Consider the following 16,385-nt stretch of genomic DNA (forward strand, 5'->3'; position numbering starts at 1 on the left):
AAGCTTGTTGTTCCTAACAAGGTTTCTTAACCTTTAATACCTGAATTCAAGTTAATTGACTGCACAAAGTATTTTTGCGCGAACAAAAATAACAGTAATGTGGGGATAATCGCTAATATTGCCGAACCCATTAATTGTCCGATCATACGATAGTTTCCGTAGATATCTTGTAATAACAATAATCCAGCTGTAACGGGCATTTTTTCTACATCTGTATAAACAATAACTGGCCAAAGAAAATCATTCCACGACCCAGTAAAAGAGAACAAACCGCAAACGATTAATACTGGTTTAATTAGTGGTAACATCACAGAGTAATAGATTCTAAAGTCACCAGCGCCATCTACCCGAGCAGACTCGTCCAATTCCTTTGGAATCCCCCTCATGAACTGTCTAACTAAGAAAACGTTACCCATTCCAGCTAACCCTGGTATAACCATAGCCCAAGCGGTATTAACCCAGCCTAACGCATCAATAATTTTATAGGATGGAATTAAGTTAACGACCCCTGGAAAAAAGGAAATACCTAACAGAGTAAAGAACAACACATCTCTCCCTTTAAAATTCATACGGGAATAACCATAAGCAGTAATTGAAATGACAACAACCACTAAAAGCGTATGCATTGTTGCAATAAATAAAGAGTTCATTAACCAACGCAAAATTGGCGCTGTAGATGTATTCGTCAATATATTTACATAGTTTTCAACGATCCAATTCACAGGCAATAACCTAAAACCAGTAGAGACAACCTCCGTTTGGGATCGAAATGATGTGGTAATTCCAAATATGATAGGAATCGCCCATATGACACAGAGAACAATTAAAAATAGATATGCTGAATATTTTGATACGCTTATTTTTTTCGACATTTTTTCACACCTTTTTCCATTATTAGCAAATATCTATCGTTCATCTAAGAAGCATTTCGGTTCATCACATAATATTGCAATGCTGAAATAACTAGAATGACCAATCCAAGTAATACCGCCATTGCTGATGCCATTCCTGCGATTGACTCCCCGTGACTAAATGCCAGTTGACGAATATACATCATCAATACTGTTGTGCTTTGTTTTGGACCACCATCGGTCATCATTAACGGTTGACCGAATACATTAAAAGCGCCGGCAGTTGTCATAACAAACGTATAAATTAATGGAAAACGAATAGACGGTAAGGTAATGCTAACGAATTTCCGAATCGGGCCAGCACCATCAATTGCTGCGGATTCATATAAATCTTGTGATACACCATTTATGGAAGCACGATAAATAATCATGTTTCCCCCTACTCCACCCCATACGGTGATTACAATAATGATGAGCCAAGCATAAGGCTGGTTTGCCGCCCAAACAGTGTCTGAACCAAACAGATTTCCAGTAACCCCTAATTGTTTATTAAAGATTAGCGACCAGATCAACGCGGCTGCAGATATAGAAATTAATCCTGGTATATAGATAATAGATTGGATAAAGGTTTTCATTTTCACCTTTTTATGTTCCAATGCAACAGCAACCATTAACGGGATTACAATTAATAAAGGGACGCTGAGAACAACAAATATTAACGTATTCTTTAGTCCATTCCTAAATTGATAGTGAAAGGTTGATTCACTATTTGAAAGGATAGTTTTATAGTTATCAAGCCCTACCCAAACCGGATCATTTATTAGATTCCATTGAGTGAATGAGGCATAAATCCCGTAAATCGTTGGAAGAAAAATAAAGACAGCAAATAATATTACATGGGGACCTACAAAGAAAAGAGGTGTTAAATTTACTTTCTTATTCATAGCTAATTCTCCTTTTGTAAAAGTAATGTGCCTTGTCCTGACACATTACTCTTTGCTAACTATTCTACTTAGCTTCCCCTTTGCCACCTTCAGCAATTTTATCTTCTACAAAGGTTTGCATTGTTTTTAAACCTTCATCAATATCAATTTCACCATGAACCATATCGGCAACATACGTATCTAATGCTTCCGCAACATATGGATAATATTCATATGTATAAATGTAAAGGGATTCAATTTCTTTATCATTTGAAGTAAAGAACGATTGCATATATTTTTCGTATTCAGGACTTTCGTTAACTTCTTTACTTGCCACGATTTGTCCAGCTTCTGCCCACTCAATTGAATTTTGGCGAATAAATTCTAAGAAATCAGCAATCCCTTTTTCTTTTTCTTCTGTTCTTTTTTCACTCTTTAACATAGCGAATAAGTGTGAAGATGCCCTATTAGTAAATTTTCCAGGTTCGAAAGCATAAATATTTGTCACACCGAAGTTCAACCCCTCTACTTCAGCATGAGCTGTAGAGCTCCAAGTACCATCTGTTGAGAATAAGACGTTCCAGACTGAAACGTTAAGTAACCGTCTTCACCATATGGTGTCATTAAACCAGACTCCGCTACATCTTTCACCGCTTCAATCGCTTGTTTCATTACATCAGTATTAACTGCTGGCTTTCCATCTTCTTGGATGTCCCCACCTACGTTTTGAACCTGTGCAAATATAACCCAGCTTAACAAGGCATCATTGACAACATAATCACCTTTATCTAATTTCCCTTTTAGAGACAACATTTCTTCAAAAGTAACAACATCATCATCTAAAAAATGCTCTACATTATATTTTTTGAGTAAATCTTTATTGTAGTACATGGCATTACTATGAATATCTAGTGGAATTGTATACTGTGTGCCATCTATGTTTCCGGACGACCATGCTTGCTGTATGTAATTTTCTTCTTTTAGTTCAGTTCCCGATTCCATTATTGTCTTCATTGGCTCTAGCACATTTTGCTTAGCGTAAGAAGGAACGCGATCAGCATGAATGATCGATAAATCAGGTATACCTTTTCCAGAGTTTAATACGGTAGACATTTTGGTATACATATCAGATGTAATAACATGTTTCACTTTAATCTCTGGATCTGTTTCATTGTAATCTTTAACAAGTTGATCCATGTACGCACCATCATCACCTGTTAGTGGTGTCCAAAACGTAATTGTATTTTTGTCTTCGCCACTACATCCGGCTAGTATAACTGTTACTAAAAAAACAATCATAAATGAAAATCCTACCTTTTTTTTCATTACTTCTTCCCCCATTTCTATTTTTCTAAAGATTATTTCTAAAAGAATATTCCCAGTTAATACTTAACTTGTGATTAGTATACATTCACAGGAAAACGCTGTCAATAACATATTTATAAATCATATCGACTATATAAGTTGGTGATTAACATAAATGTTTACTATAAACATTTTAAAATTAGATATTTATATCGACTTAACCTTTATATTATTATATATTTATGTTAATCATCTTTACTGTATTATATATACGAGTTAATCAGGCTTGCCTACAAATACTTTGAAAGAAGGGATTAATATGCAATTAGAAATAGACAAGTCCTCACTTGTTGTTTATCAAGCTTTGGCGAGTGAAGTAAGAATAAATATAATTCAATTACTTTCCAAAAATAAAATGAATATTAAAGAATTGGCTGAAGCACTTAATATAAGTAGTCCTATCATGACTAAGCATATAAAAAAATTAGAAGACGCAGGGATTATTAAAACAGAAAAAATTCCTGGAAAATCAGGTCGGCAAAGAATTTCCATCTTAAAAGTGGATCATATTGAAATTAATTTCCCTAAAAAAATCTTCCATTCATTTGCATCTTATGAAACATCTGTTCCTATCGGACATTATACTGATTTTGATTTTAAGCCAACATGTGGGCTCGCAACGGAGAAAGATTTTATCGGGAGAGTGGACGAACCGAATTACTTTATGGATCCAAAAAGAGTAGAAGCGGAAATTCTGTGGTTTACCCAAGGTTTCGTTCAATATAATATTGCTAACTTTCTAAAAAAGGATGAAAAATTACAACAGTTTGAAATTAGTTTAGAGGTATCTTCTGAATTTCCGTTTTCAAATGACGTCTGGCCTTCTGACATAACTTTTTCCCTAAACGGTTTGGAATTAGGTACTTGGACGAGTCCCGGTGACTTTGCTGATACAAGAGGGAAATTCACACCCGAATGGTGGCCACATAATATCAATCAATATGGATTACTAAAAACAATTAGAATTACAAGCCACGGAACATATATTGATGGTGACCCCCTGTCACAAGTGTTAGTGGAGGATTTAGATACCACTTGTGACAGATGGACTTTTCGAATCGAAGTAAAAGAAGATGCGAAACATGTTGGAGGGGCAACGCTTTTTGGAAAAAAATTCGGAAACCATGATCAAGATATCATGTTTAAATCATTTTACCTTTGACATGAATCATGAATTGACCATTTGCTTTTAACCTTATGTCGATTATTTTTTACTTATCCAGACCTTCTTCAAATTAGAATTTTTCTATTAATTCCATCTTTGTAATGGATTATCTTTAAGGGTTTAATCCCCTACTTGTTACCGATGTTTCAATTTGCTGAAACAGGCCGCTTCAACAAAAAGAGGAATGAACATGTTGTTCATTCCTCTTTTTGTTGAAACTTGTTAATTTACCTTTACCTTTTCTTCCTCTGGATTAACATTTAGCTCTATACCTGATAAATTTTCTCAGCTCCACGGTGTTAAAAACGATTAGAATTTAAAACCCTAACACCATAAACACCACCTGCTACCTTACCTTCGATAGATGAAAACTTCACCTCAACAACTTGTTTTCCTTCCGTTAAGATCATCGGAATGTTATAATATATTTTGAAAATATCGTCTGATTTATTACCATCAAGTTTTTGCTGCGCTATTGTTGTTCCATCAATCATTATGTTGAATTCACGTATATACTTTTTTCCATCCACAAAAAATGTTCGATCACCAGTAAAATAAGTTACTTCCAGAAACATTTGTTTAGTAGGCTGAACAGCCAGTTCATAACTAAAGTATCCTTCATCACGACTATCACGCCAACTTTTCTGGATGGTATTAAGGTATCCTGTTGTTGAATTTTTTGTTTTAATCTTATGCTCCACTTCCGGCTGTTGTTCTCCTGGCTGTACAAAGTCGACTGTAATGGCTCTCATCTTTTCGAACACTTCTTTTTCTTTGTCAACAAATGTCGCATAGGCGTCTTCGTCGATTAAATTCCAATATAGTGTGTACCGTTGATGGTGAAGCTGATAAAACGGAATAAGTGTAATTTTTACATTTCCCGGCTGACCAACCGCGTCTGTTTCAAATGTCAACGGAGATCCGTTAATAGGCTTAATCCATTTTGTTAAATTGCCTTTGTCAGCCACAAGATTAGGTACATCTATCAATGGATGATTATTTAATTTTAGATGATCACCCAAAATGTCGCTTTCTGGAAATGCTTCTGTTCCTAAAGCTCCTGCCAATACAATCGGTCCATACATAATGCCCATTTTATTTGGATTATCTTTGGACGTATATGTATGGAGTTCCATAGGGAGATTGATTTCTATTTGATCACCAGCACGCCAATATCCTTCAATAGTTATATATCCATTTTTAGAGCTATAAGAAGTTTCCACATGATTTACAATTACAGTAATTGCTTTTGACACCCAATATGGTATGCGTATATGTACTTTTAAAAATTCCGATTCTGCTTCTTCAAAAAGGAGTATAACCTTATCTGAGTGTGGAAAGTCAGTTTCTTGGCGTATTTTCACTTTCTTTTCATCGATTTTAAGTTCGGAAGCAATGAATAGGTTTACATATAGTTCTTCATCTTTGTTAGAGTAAATACTTCTCGTATAACGTGCAGGATTTTCCATTCCTGTACCCGTACAACACCAGAATGAATCATCAGGGGAACAATATACTTTAAAATGTCCAGGTTGTGACGACACAAAATATGTTTTCATCCCTGAGTCCGGATCTTGCGAAGCAAGGATATGATTATAAAGCGCCCTTTCATAGTAATCCATATATTTAGCTTTTGGAGACCAGTTAAACAAATACTCAGTCAGCTTTAGCATATTGTATGTATTACAGGTTTCGGCTGTTTCGATCCCTAACTTTTCTCGATTTTTCGGTCCAAAGTGCTCCCCAATACTGTTACCTCCAATGATATAGGAACGAAATTTAGTTACTTCATTCCAAAAGAAAACTGCCATTTTTTTATACTCTTCACTTCCGGTTATGTCATATAACTTAGCTGCACCAATTACTTTTGGAATTTGTGTATTAGCATGTTTACCTTCAAGCTCATCCATACTTTTAGATAGAGAGTCCAATATCGCAATATGACAAAATCTAATTGCTAGATTCAAGTAATCTTGATTATCAGTAATCAAATAGAGATCAGCCATGGCTTCATTCATACCGCCATGTTCACAGATAAGCATCTTTTGAAATTGCTTATCATCCAAGTTGTCTGTTCCTTTCTTAGCCCAATCAGCGAGCTTAATTACAACTTCCAGCGCTTTTTTATTTCCTAAAAGTGTATACACATCCATGAGCCCAGCATAAATTTTGTGAATGCTATACCAAGGAACCCATGCTCCTGCTAAGCTAAAATTCTCGACTTCAAAATCCCCGCTAAAGACTTTATCAAAGCATTCGCGTGGAAATCCACTAACATAGCCATCTTGATCAAAACTTTGTATATGCGCGAGTTCCTCCACAGCATAGTCTATTTTCTGTTTTAGCTTATCATCGTTCGTAACCGCATACATAGTCGATGCAGCCGAAAGCCAATGACCGATTGAATGACCGCTAATTCCCGTTGATTCCCATCCCCCGTAACGAGGTTGCTTCGGTGTTTGCGAAATTGCCTCATAACATGGGGCAACAAGTCTATCAACGTCAAGATAAACGAGGTATTCCTTTCCCTTTACTTGTGATTTCTTAAACACACCATCTAGTAATATTACATTCTCCATTATAAAATCTCCTTTATTTACCGCTTCAGTCTATTCTAGTATTTCCATTTCTCAATAAGTAACCTTCCGAATCTAAAACCATAACTAAACTCCCATTCCTCCCAAATCATGAATGATTTCGTTTCCCTTATCTATCTTTTTAACAGATTATGTGGTACTTTTATGTCACAAACTTCAAAGTTGGGTGAATCTAATGAATATATTAAATAGTAGGTTTTATATTTTCCTAGAAAAGGTTTCTAACTTATTTATTTTAAATGTTATCTGGTTAATCGCATGCTTACCTATAATCACGATCTTCCCAGCAACTGCAGCGATGTTTAGTGTCATTAGACAGTGGAAATTACATGACGAAACCAGTGTATTTATGCCTTTTACAAAACATTTTAAATTGAATTTTAAACAGAGCTTATTAATTGGCTTACTATGGATTCCCTTCGCTTTTCTACTGTATATCGATTACTTTTACGTTATCCAAGCCTTGGAAAAATGGAGAACCTTTCTATTAGTTCCACTTTTTTTTATCGCAATGATTTTTATGTTCATGAGTACTTTTTTATTTCCTGTCATGATCCACTATCAGCTAAGATTAAGAGATGTTTTAAAAAACTCATTCATTGTCTCACTTGCCTATTTTCCAACAACATTATTAATTATCATCTTTGGTGGAATATGTTTACTTATAATTATCTACGTTCCTGTAACATTTCTCATCATTTTTAGCATTTGGGCAAATATAAATTTTTTACTTTGTAACCGCTCTTTTAATAAAATTGAAAAGTTGAAAACCGTGCCAGCCTTAGAGGAATGAACCTTCTCATTCTTCTAAGGCTGTAAGAAAGTCTCGTCGACTTTTTTATAGTTACAAAAGCACTTATCAAACTTCGTGACTAGTAAAGATCACTCCGTCCAGGTCAATTTCACTAGGTGTGATTCACTTTATTCGTAATATCACTTATCATCTCGTGTATATCAACTTCCTAATCTTGGTTACGGATAACTCACCGATTTTATGAGCCACTCACCGATTTTGCGAGCCACTCGCTGATTTTACGAGCCGCTCACCGGTTTTACGAGCCACTCGCCGATTTTGTGAGCCACTCGCTGATTTTACGAGCCGCTCACCGATTTTGTGAGCCACTCGCTGATTTTACGAGCCGCTCACCGATTTTGTGAGCCGCTCACCGATTTTGTGAGCCACTCACCGATTTTGCGAGCCACTCGCTGATTTTACGAGTCAAGTCCAGACAATTGTGTAATTTAGTTTACAATGTTTTCTTTATGATGTTTAGTTATAGTTGGCTATTTTATTTCATCAAGTGAAAAGGGGGTACCCCCTTTTCACTTGATGAAATTGTCATTTTATAAACTCTTTTTTCCGCTTCGTTCTCTGTTTTCATAATCCATTAGTATTGCACCGATAAGTCGAAATGCAGATTGATTATTCGGGAAGATACGTATGACTCTTTCTCTCCTGCGAACCTCCTGATTAAGCCTTTCAAGTGAATTTGTGCTCGCTAGATAACGATGATAACGAGAAGGCTGGTTGAGAAATTGAATGGCATCTTCGAAGCCATCCTCTAAAATTTCAATTGCTTTCTGGACCTTTGCTTCTTCTTCATATTTATCGACAAATTGCTCTTTATATTGGCGAGCTTCTTCTACTGAAATACTATTAAAGATGCGCCTCATGTCAGCGATTATTTGTTTTGATTCTTTTTTTGGCAATCGTTCAATGATATTCCGTTTAAAATGGACAGTGCAACGTTGCCAAGAAGTGCCTATGAATTCCCGCTGAATTGCTTTTTTCAGTCCTTCATGAGCGTCTGAAATAATAAGTTTTGGAGACTGAAGAGCACGTCCTTTCAGGTGTTGGAAGAATCCTTGCCATGCCTCAAAACTCTCAACATGATCGATTTTTAGTCCAATCACTTCACGTCTCTTGTTTTCATTTATCGCTGTAGCGATATAAACTGCCTTGGAAATCACTTTATTATGTTCCCGGACCTTGATATACATGGCATCTGCATAAACGTACGGATAGTACATGGTATTTAGAGGGCGGTTTGCCCACTCATTTACGATTGGATCTAGCTTTCCAGTAAGGGAAGATACGAACGATTTAGAGACGTTTTCTCCACACAGTTGTTGAACGACATTTGTGACTTTTCGAGTGGAAATCCCATTGACCACCATCTCTAACATCGACAATACAAAGGCCTGATCTACACGGGAAAACTTTTCAAACACGGAGGGAGAAAAGTGTCCCTCACGGGTTCTCGGGACTCGCAGTTGAACCCTTCCAATACTAAGGAGAAGCTCTCGCTCGTAGTAGCCATTTCGGTAATCAATGCGTTCGATCGAGCGCTCGTAGGCAGCTGCTTGGAGATAATCATCGCGTTCCTTCTCCATATATTCATTTAGGACAAGTACAATCGTGGATTTTACTACCGCTTCCAGGTTTGAATTTAGCACTGAGTCTTTTAAAATTTCAATATCTAGGTTAAAATTAAGTTGGGTCATCATCAATTCCTCCTCAATGTGATCGTGGTTGAAAACATTGTAACATGAGGTCTTGATGAGACCTTTTCTTTTTACACAATTATACGGACTCTATCATTTTACGAGCCGCTCACCGATTTTGGTATTTACCACGGAAGATAAATTAACCATAAATAAATACCCACCTACAGTTAATTCACTTTCACTTTTTCTTCCTCTGGATTAACAATTACGATCTTTCCATCCTCTAGTTCCATTCTGACTTTATTCGAATCCACGATCCCGATTGCCTGTAAATAATTTTCTGGTACTTGGATTCTTCTTGCACTATCGAGTACAGCCAACTCTACATGAGTATCTTGTCCTTCGTCTGAACTCTCTTCATCCAATGTCATATTCGCATAAGCTGAACGACGCAAAATTTCACTTGATGTTTTACCATCGCGAATAGCGACGACTCTATCCATTTTTCTCGTAAGCTGGGAATCATGGGTCACGATAACGATCGTAACTCCGAGTTCACGATTCAAGTTCCGCAAAACATCAAGAATAATATCTGCCGTTTTCGTATCTACACTTCCAGTTGGTTCGTCTGCCAAAATTAAACTCGGTTGATTAGCGAGAGATATGGCGATGGCGACACGTTGTTGCTCCCCACCTGAAAGGGAGTGTAATTTGCTATTGAACCTATGTCCCATGCCGACCATCTCTAGCAATTCTTTTGCTTGCTCACGTTTATAGCGACCTTTAATCAACATCGGAAGCTCCACATTTTCAACAGCTGATAAATAAGGAATCAGATTTCTTGCATTGTTTTGCCATACAAATCCGACCGTTTCCAGTTTATATTTTACTAGGTCCTTATCAGACATTCTCAGCAAATCTTTTCCACCAACAATTAGTTTTCCAGCAGTTGGTCTGTCAAGTCCACCTAGCATGTTTAATAAAGTTGACTTACCACTTCCGCTATTACCGATAATGCCCATAAGCTCACCTTTATCCACTTGCAAATCGAGTCCCTGCAAGGCTATGACCTCATGATCATCATCAATCTTATAAATTTTCATTAAGTTTTGGCATTGTATCATGTTAATCCTCACCTAACTTTATCGCTTGATGGATCTTAATTTTCCTTAAAAAGCCGATTAAAATTGCAGATCCGAGCACAAGCATCAGTAAGACAAAAATGTAAATTTTTATTTCGTCACTGGCATTAGATACAACGGAAAATGGCGGCATCATATTTTGTACATTTAAAGATAGTTTAAATAAAGGTACGAATAACTGACTTGTAATTCCTCCAACAGTAATACCTAACAGACAAGCAAAACCAGAAGTTAATAACTGTTCAGAAATCAAAATACCGATTAATTTCGACATTGGAATCCCCATTGCCCTATAAATTCCATATTGTAACGTTCTCGATCTAATCGTCAAAATCCAGTAAAGAATGAATCCGATAAAAGAAATCATCAGTGAGATCAGAAAACCTAATGTCATTGTTCCGTTTAATCCAAGCAATAAGGCACTATTTTTCAACTCTACTATACTTGGGTACACATCATTCATTGCTAGCACTGGTATTTTCTTTTCTTTAATACTCTCATAAAAGTTAGCCCGAGTTGCTTCAGGGTGTAACTTCATCCATACTTCATAAGGTTCTAGCCCAATCATATTCTGTACATAGGGCAAATTCGCAACGACAAGTGCCCCCGATTGCTCACTGTCTTCAGCCTTTTCAAGAGGATTGAACGCTGGCCAGTAATCAATGATTCCATATATAACAAATTCACCTGTATCTGAGCCTCCCCAACTCATGGAAAGATAATCTCCTTCTTTCACTCCTAGAGATTTAGCAGCGTTTGCTGAAATCAGTATCCCACTCGGTTCTTTTGCGAGTAAATTTAAATATTGATACCAATGATGAGGTAGTAGGGATGATTTGAACCACGCTACCTCTCCAAATGATTTTGGCTCGATTGCCAATAGCTTTGGATAATGAATGCTTTTTTCATTAGATGTAAGCGTGATATCATTTTTTTTAAACACCTTTGCAGCCTTAGCAACTTCCTCCAGCTGTGTGAACGGGTCAAATGGTGGTTCAGTATAAACAACTTGTTCTATTTCCGTAAGGTCTAATTCATCCGTTTTTTCCTCTTCTGAACCGGATCCAGAAGGTGCACTTGGAGACATATATGCAGGCATTGACGCAGGCTTGTTACTATTCCACTTCACAGCGACTCGGACTTCAGCACCATTTTTATAAAGCAGTTGCTCTTCTAAATTGAGATTAATCGTCCGTGCAGCGCTAGCACTGAATACTCCCATTCCTATCGTCATCACTAGAAATAACATAAGGAATTGATACTGTTTGGAAGACCGACTTACTTGTAAAAATGTACTGTATAACGATACAGACCAAAACCTTTCTCCTATTTTATAAATAAGGGCTAAAACCCATGGATAAATCCGCAGGATAAATAAACCAGCTCCAATAATGAACAACGCGGGAATAAAGAATAAAATCGGATCTATCATTAGATCGGCAGGATCACCATCAAATGCGAGTAATTCTTTTTGCCTACGATTAAATGTCCACAGACCATAAATCGAAACACCAAGCAAAGCTAACTCGATAAAAACGGTATACCATTTCTGCCCACCGATATTTCTAGCAATATCTTGTTTATGATTTACGATACTGCGTCCAGATGCTTGATAAACTGGTATCATAATCATAATAATCGAGACAGCAACAGCAAGAAACGCATAGAAAAATGACTTGGCTGACAACTTAATAGGAAGAGCAGATCTTTGGACAAATTCCAAAAATCCATTGGATGCTCCAAGCACTTTACAAAGCAATAAGCCAAGAAAAGGACCAATGAAGAATGCAAACAGTCCTAATATAGCAATCTCTATAAAATATATTGCTAGAATTTGAATCCGACTTGCTCCACGACTAGAAAATACAGCAATTTCATTTAATTGCCGTTCAATAATCAATCGTGAGATCATATACAGATAAACAGCAAGCATAATTAACACAGGTACATTCAGCGACCACAACATGACAGACAGCTGATCTCCCTTATGCTCAAATGAAATAAGAATACTTTTTATTGGAAAATGAAATAAAATCGATGCCTTTTTTACACTAGAAACGGATGACTTCAGCTTTCTCTCTAAACCTAGCAATCGAGAAATGTCTTCATCTGTTATTTTGTGATAATCAAACGCTGTACTAAACCTTCCGATACCTAGCAACCCTTCATGATTGGCCACAAGTTCATTACGAAACCATTTCTCATGAACAATGAAGTCATCACTGAATTTATTCTGAACTAGCGACCAATATTGGCCCTCGTTCCCTGCCGGCTGAAAAGCTCCCACTGGCTTTATAATAAACTGATTGTCATCATCACCAAGAATAAAGGTTGTGCCAAGGACCATATCTCTTTCAAGCAATGCTTGTTCTGAGACGAGTACCTCTATTACCCCATCTACAGGCTCAGCAACTGGAAATTTGCCATCAGTAAGCGTGACATTTTTTTCAATATTAGTTAACATCATTAACTTACCAGGCTTTAGGGACTTCGCCCTCCTTGCTTCCTCTTCATACATTGCTTTTAATGGTGTTGTCCCAACTATATTTACGTCAGCTAATACAGGAATTCCGGCTTCAGTTACAATATCTTTTTTTATCGACTCTACCCTGGAAAGCGCTTCTCCTGGTTGTTTAACAATGGACGTTGCAAATGTATCAGAAAAACTAAATTCACCTGGAAATTCATTTTTACTCGTTTGATGGTCTTCTAGTTCCTTTAACAGCATTTTTTGCATCACACTTGACGTGTAGGTCGGGATGCTTGATACGAGTGAGACTGTAATAAGCAAACCAAGGAATAAGCTACCTGTAAGCCATCGATTATTTAGCATTTTGCGAAATATTAATTGTAAGATTGCCACACACTTATTCCCCCTCTACTTCAAAATGATGATGTCCCCTTCATTTAGTCCTTTGAGAACCTCAGCCTCTGTAGCGGATATAATTCCAGCTTCAATATCAACTTCTCGTTTCGTATTATCGGCCATGACTTGTACATAATTTCGGCCATTTGTTGTTCTCAAGCCATTTTTAGGAATAATCAACGTATCGGCATTTTTGGCAGTAATAATTTCAATACCTGCGATCTCACCAACTTTCACATCTTTTGGCCAGGAGTCAATACTAACAACAATCGTTTTGCTATAATGGTCAGGATCTTTTTGATAAATATCTTGTGGTACATCCTTAGGCGTTTGAATGACCTTCCCTTTTAAGTCTTTGCCTTTTAAGTCAACTATAGCTTCCATACCTCCGGTAACTTCAGCAATATCGGCAGCATTTATCGCTGTATACTCCACATGGAAGTCAGAGGTTTCTGCTACTTGAAAAATAGATTCATAGGCAGGTACAGTCTCCCCTTGGCGAATCTCACTTACGAAGGTAACTACCCCATTCATCGGGGCGGTGATTTTAGCCTCAGCAAGTTGAGAGTTCATTTGATAAAGTCGATTATTTAAGCTTTGTACATCTAACTTGCCAATTTCAATCGAGTATTTATCTGCATTTTCCGCCCTCAATTGCTCCAGTCTAATTTCAGCTTTTTTCAATTCAATACGCGCTTGATCAATATCAAAAATTAAGCTTCCAGTTTCAATTTCCGCTAATGTATCCCCTTTTTCTACTAAATCTCCTTTTACTACAAACACCTTCTGGAGTCTACCACCATCTTTCGTATAAAATAAATCATGCTGACTTTTAGGCACAAGTACGCCTGAGCCTTTTACTCGCTTCACTATCTCGCCGTTAGTTACTTCTGCAGTATCATAGTCCATTTGAGCGGGTTCCACTAGTGGAGGAGCAAGCACTGGTTCTTCCTTAGGTAAAAAAGAGCAGCCGCCCATAATTGCACCCATCAGCGCCACTGCGCCGACACTTCCCCACGATAGCGATTTAAACGGTAACTTCGTTTTTTCGGTATGCAATGGTCTGATCCTCCAATGTATAGACGTGTTCTAATATTTCAAGAATGCCTGGGTCATGGGTAGTCATAATAATCGTTGTCGTACGGCTTTTTACGAGTTCCTGAAAAGCATGAATGATGCGAAACGCCATTTTACTGTCTAACTCCGCCGTTGGTTCATCAGCTAAAATAATAGGAGGTTTGGCAGAAATCGCTCTAGCAATTGCTACTCTTTGTTGTTCACCACCTGATAACTCAAAAGGACGATGCTTCGCCCTTTTGGTCAATCCTACAAGATCGATCGATTCTCCAATCATCCTTGCCCATTCTTTTCTAGGAACACCTGCAATTCTAAGCCCAAATTCAATATTTTCCTCCACCGTCATCAACGGAACTAGACCATAGGATTGAAAAACAAAGCCCATCTGCGTCCTACGCATTTCAGATCGTTGTTTTTCATTATATTGATCTATCGGTTTTCCCGCGATATAAATTTCGCCACTTGTAGGTCGATCAAGTGCACCAATTAAATTAAGCAAAGTCGTCTTTCCAGACCCTGATCTTCCTCTTAGAGCAACGAGTTCATTCGGTTCTATCGTTAAATTGATTCCATCTAATACATTAACTTTTTTGTTACCGCTTCCAAAAGACTTAACGATATTATCGACTCTTACAAGAGCTTCCATATTCCACCACGTTTCCAGCCTCTGATCGTAGTCAAGGCTTCTATAAGTAAAAAGTAGATTCTTACTTCAATAAAATATAATGTCAATTAATACCTAATTTTCTAAATTATAACACAATAAATCAAACCTGCGTAAAGCAGGTCGCATTGTTATAAAACGTTTGGTTCTTAGTCAGGATTCCCTCTACTGGGTTACGATAAGTCGAGAACAAAAGGTCATTAGCCAAGACTTATTAGAAGGTCAAGACCAACCTTCTAGAAGTCTTGGCTTATGCTTGTCGCCCTATACAAGCTTCTGGCGCCTTTCGCTTTCTTATTCCCCTGCTATTCCTGAATGTTCGATGCTTTCAACGAAAGAACGTTGGACGAATAGGTATAGTATAATAATTGGCAGGATTGTCAGAATAACGGCAGCCATAATTTGGTTTAATAATGTTGGTGCCATACCTATTGCATCTCTTGCAGCTACAGCTTGTGTCATTTGATTTACTCCTTGGGCATTTGCGTTTCCGTTAAAGGTCGTTAAGTTTTGTGCTAAGTTAAAATATTCAGGTACAAGCAAATACATATTTGGTTGAAACACATCATTCCAATTCCACACAACAGAAAATAGAAACACAACTAGCATCGCTGGCTTTGCAAGTGGAAACATGATTGTCCAGTAAGTACGGAAGGGACCTGCTCCATCAATCCTTGCCGCTTCCTCAAATACTTTTGGTAGACCTCGATAAAACTGGATAAAAATTAAGACAAACAAGGCCCCTTTTAAACCAAAGCCAAAAAACGCCGGAATAATAAATGGAAATAACGTATTAATCCAACCTAGATCACTAAAAAAGATATAAAGCGGGACTACAATTGTTTGCGGTGGCACTAAAAAAGTAAAGAGTAGTAATCCAAGCCACAAACCTTTACCTGGAAATTTATAGCGAGCAAATCCATAGCCAATAAAGGAACAACTAAGAATTTGCAAAACAGCACTTCCAAATGAAATCCAAATACTATTGAGGAATCCATTCCAATAATTGATTGATTTAAAGGCCTCTGCAAAGTTTTCTAACGTAAATACTTTAGGGAGCCATTGAACAGTCGCATCTGCAACGTCTTGAGGACGCATGAATGATTGTGAAACCATGTAAAGCAGTGGATAAATAAATACAAAAGATAAGCTTAATAATAACAAATAATAAAACGTATTTCCTAAAAGCGATTTTGAACGCCTCAACAGTAAAGACCTTTTATCATCGTCCAACTTTTGCGTTAGCAGTCGAACGGAACGAACTACTCTTAGTTCCATCGAATTTCT

General features: G+C 37.2%; 11 protein-coding genes and 1 pseudogene. 2 read left to right on the forward strand and 10 right to left on the reverse strand.

Translation table 11 applies throughout. The features are described 5' to 3' along the window. Positions 1 to 26: 26 nt before the first annotated feature. The 3 genes and pseudogenes from MHB53_RS12465 to MHB53_RS12475 all read right to left on the reverse strand — a co-directional run bounded on the left by MHB53_RS12465 (position 27) and on the right by MHB53_RS12475 (position 3,100). The gene (locus MHB53_RS12465; protein ID WP_340918715.1) at positions 27 to 872 is read right to left on the reverse strand and encodes a carbohydrate ABC transporter permease; all 846 of its coding nucleotides are present in this window, start codon (positions 870 to 872) and stop codon (positions 27 to 29) included. A gap of 44 nt (positions 873 to 916) precedes the next feature. Then, positions 917 to 1,795 (reverse strand): carbohydrate ABC transporter permease, encoded by an 879-nt coding sequence (locus MHB53_RS12470; RefSeq protein WP_340918718.1) that lies wholly within the window; start codon positions 1,793 to 1,795, stop codon positions 917 to 919. Positions 1,796 to 1,859: 64 nt separating this feature from the next. Beyond that, positions 1,860 to 3,100: pseudogene (locus MHB53_RS12475) on the reverse strand (extracellular solute-binding protein). Positions 3,101 to 3,398: 298 nt separating this feature from the next. Here MHB53_RS12475 and MHB53_RS12480 point away from each other — a divergent pair. Continuing rightward, on the forward strand, positions 3,399 to 4,301 hold the full coding sequence (locus MHB53_RS12480) for an ArsR/SmtB family transcription factor (RefSeq protein ID WP_340918719.1): 903 nt from the start codon (positions 3,399 to 3,401) through the stop codon (positions 4,299 to 4,301). A gap of 302 nt (positions 4,302 to 4,603) precedes the next feature. Here MHB53_RS12480 and MHB53_RS12485 read toward each other — a convergent pair whose 3' ends face one another. After that, complete coding sequence (locus tag MHB53_RS12485; protein WP_340918722.1) at positions 4,604 to 6,883, reverse strand: beta-L-arabinofuranosidase domain-containing protein; 2,280 nt, start codon at positions 6,881 to 6,883, stop codon at positions 4,604 to 4,606. A gap of 193 nt (positions 6,884 to 7,076) precedes the next feature. On the opposite strand from MHB53_RS12485, the gene MHB53_RS12490 reads away from it, so the two are divergent. Further along, complete coding sequence (locus MHB53_RS12490) at positions 7,077 to 7,694, forward strand: YesL family protein (RefSeq protein ID WP_340918726.1); 618 nt, start codon at positions 7,077 to 7,079, stop codon at positions 7,692 to 7,694. Positions 7,695 to 8,245: 551 nt separating this feature from the next. Here the strand turns inward: MHB53_RS12490 and MHB53_RS12495 are convergent. The 6 genes from MHB53_RS12495 to MHB53_RS12520 form a co-directional block, all read right to left on the reverse strand. Further along, positions 8,246 to 9,406: an IS256 family transposase gene (locus MHB53_RS12495; RefSeq protein ID WP_340924668.1), complete on the reverse strand. Its 1,161-nt coding sequence runs from the start codon at positions 9,404 to 9,406 to the stop codon at positions 8,246 to 8,248. A gap of 170 nt (positions 9,407 to 9,576) precedes the next feature. After that, positions 9,577 to 10,473: an ABC transporter ATP-binding protein gene (locus MHB53_RS12500; RefSeq protein ID WP_340918729.1), complete on the reverse strand. Its 897-nt coding sequence runs from the start codon at positions 10,471 to 10,473 to the stop codon at positions 9,577 to 9,579. A gap of 1 nt (position 10,474) precedes the next feature. Beyond that, positions 10,475 to 13,354 (reverse strand): ABC transporter permease, encoded by a 2,880-nt coding sequence (locus MHB53_RS12505; protein WP_340918732.1) that lies wholly within the window; start codon positions 13,352 to 13,354, stop codon positions 10,475 to 10,477. A gap of 15 nt (positions 13,355 to 13,369) precedes the next feature. After that, positions 13,370 to 14,416: an efflux RND transporter periplasmic adaptor subunit gene (locus MHB53_RS12510; RefSeq protein ID WP_340918734.1), complete on the reverse strand. Its 1,047-nt coding sequence runs from the start codon at positions 14,414 to 14,416 to the stop codon at positions 13,370 to 13,372. Next, positions 14,385 to 15,080: an ABC transporter ATP-binding protein gene (locus tag MHB53_RS12515; RefSeq protein ID WP_340918737.1), complete on the reverse strand. Its 696-nt coding sequence runs from the start codon at positions 15,078 to 15,080 to the stop codon at positions 14,385 to 14,387. The genes MHB53_RS12510 and MHB53_RS12515 overlap by 32 nt, the downstream gene beginning before the upstream one ends. A 312-nt stretch (positions 15,081 to 15,392) precedes the next feature. Beyond that, positions 15,393 to 16,376 (reverse strand): carbohydrate ABC transporter permease, encoded by a 984-nt coding sequence (locus tag MHB53_RS12520; protein WP_340918739.1) that lies wholly within the window; start codon positions 16,374 to 16,376, stop codon positions 15,393 to 15,395. Between the last annotated feature and the right edge of the window lie 9 nt (positions 16,377 to 16,385).

The sequence above is a fragment of the Bacillus sp. FSL K6-3431 genome, from assembly GCF_038002605.1.
Taxonomy (GTDB): Bacteria; Bacillota; Bacilli; order Bacillales; family Bacillaceae_C; genus Lederbergia.

What these genes read in the sequence shown, in the direction of transcription:
- MHB53_RS12465 (WP_340918715.1), bottom strand. Translation starts at nt 872, where the DNA reads ATGTCGAAAAAAATAAGCGTATCAAAATATTCAGCATATCTATTTTTA.
- MHB53_RS12470 (WP_340918718.1), bottom strand. Translation starts at nt 1,795, where the DNA reads ATGAATAAGAAAGTAAATTTAACACCTCTTTTCTTTGTAGGTCCCCAT.
- MHB53_RS12480 (WP_340918719.1), top strand. Translation starts at nt 3,399, where the DNA reads ATGCAATTAGAAATAGACAAGTCCTCACTTGTTGTTTATCAAGCTTTG.
- MHB53_RS12485 (WP_340918722.1), bottom strand. Translation starts at nt 6,883, where the DNA reads ATGGAGAATGTAATATTACTAGATGGTGTGTTTAAGAAATCACAAGTA.
- MHB53_RS12490 (WP_340918726.1), top strand. Translation starts at nt 7,077, where the DNA reads ATGAATATATTAAATAGTAGGTTTTATATTTTCCTAGAAAAGGTTTCT.
- MHB53_RS12495 (WP_340924668.1), bottom strand. Translation starts at nt 9,406, where the DNA reads ATGACCCAACTTAATTTTAACCTAGATATTGAAATTTTAAAAGACTCA.
- MHB53_RS12500 (WP_340918729.1), bottom strand. Translation starts at nt 10,473, where the DNA reads ATGATACAATGCCAAAACTTAATGAAAATTTATAAGATTGATGATGAT.
- MHB53_RS12515 (WP_340918737.1), bottom strand. Translation starts at nt 15,080, where the DNA reads ATGGAAGCTCTTGTAAGAGTCGATAATATCGTTAAGTCTTTTGGAAGC.
- MHB53_RS12520 (WP_340918739.1), bottom strand. Translation starts at nt 16,376, where the DNA reads ATGGAACTAAGAGTAGTTCGTTCCGTTCGACTGCTAACGCAAAAGTTG.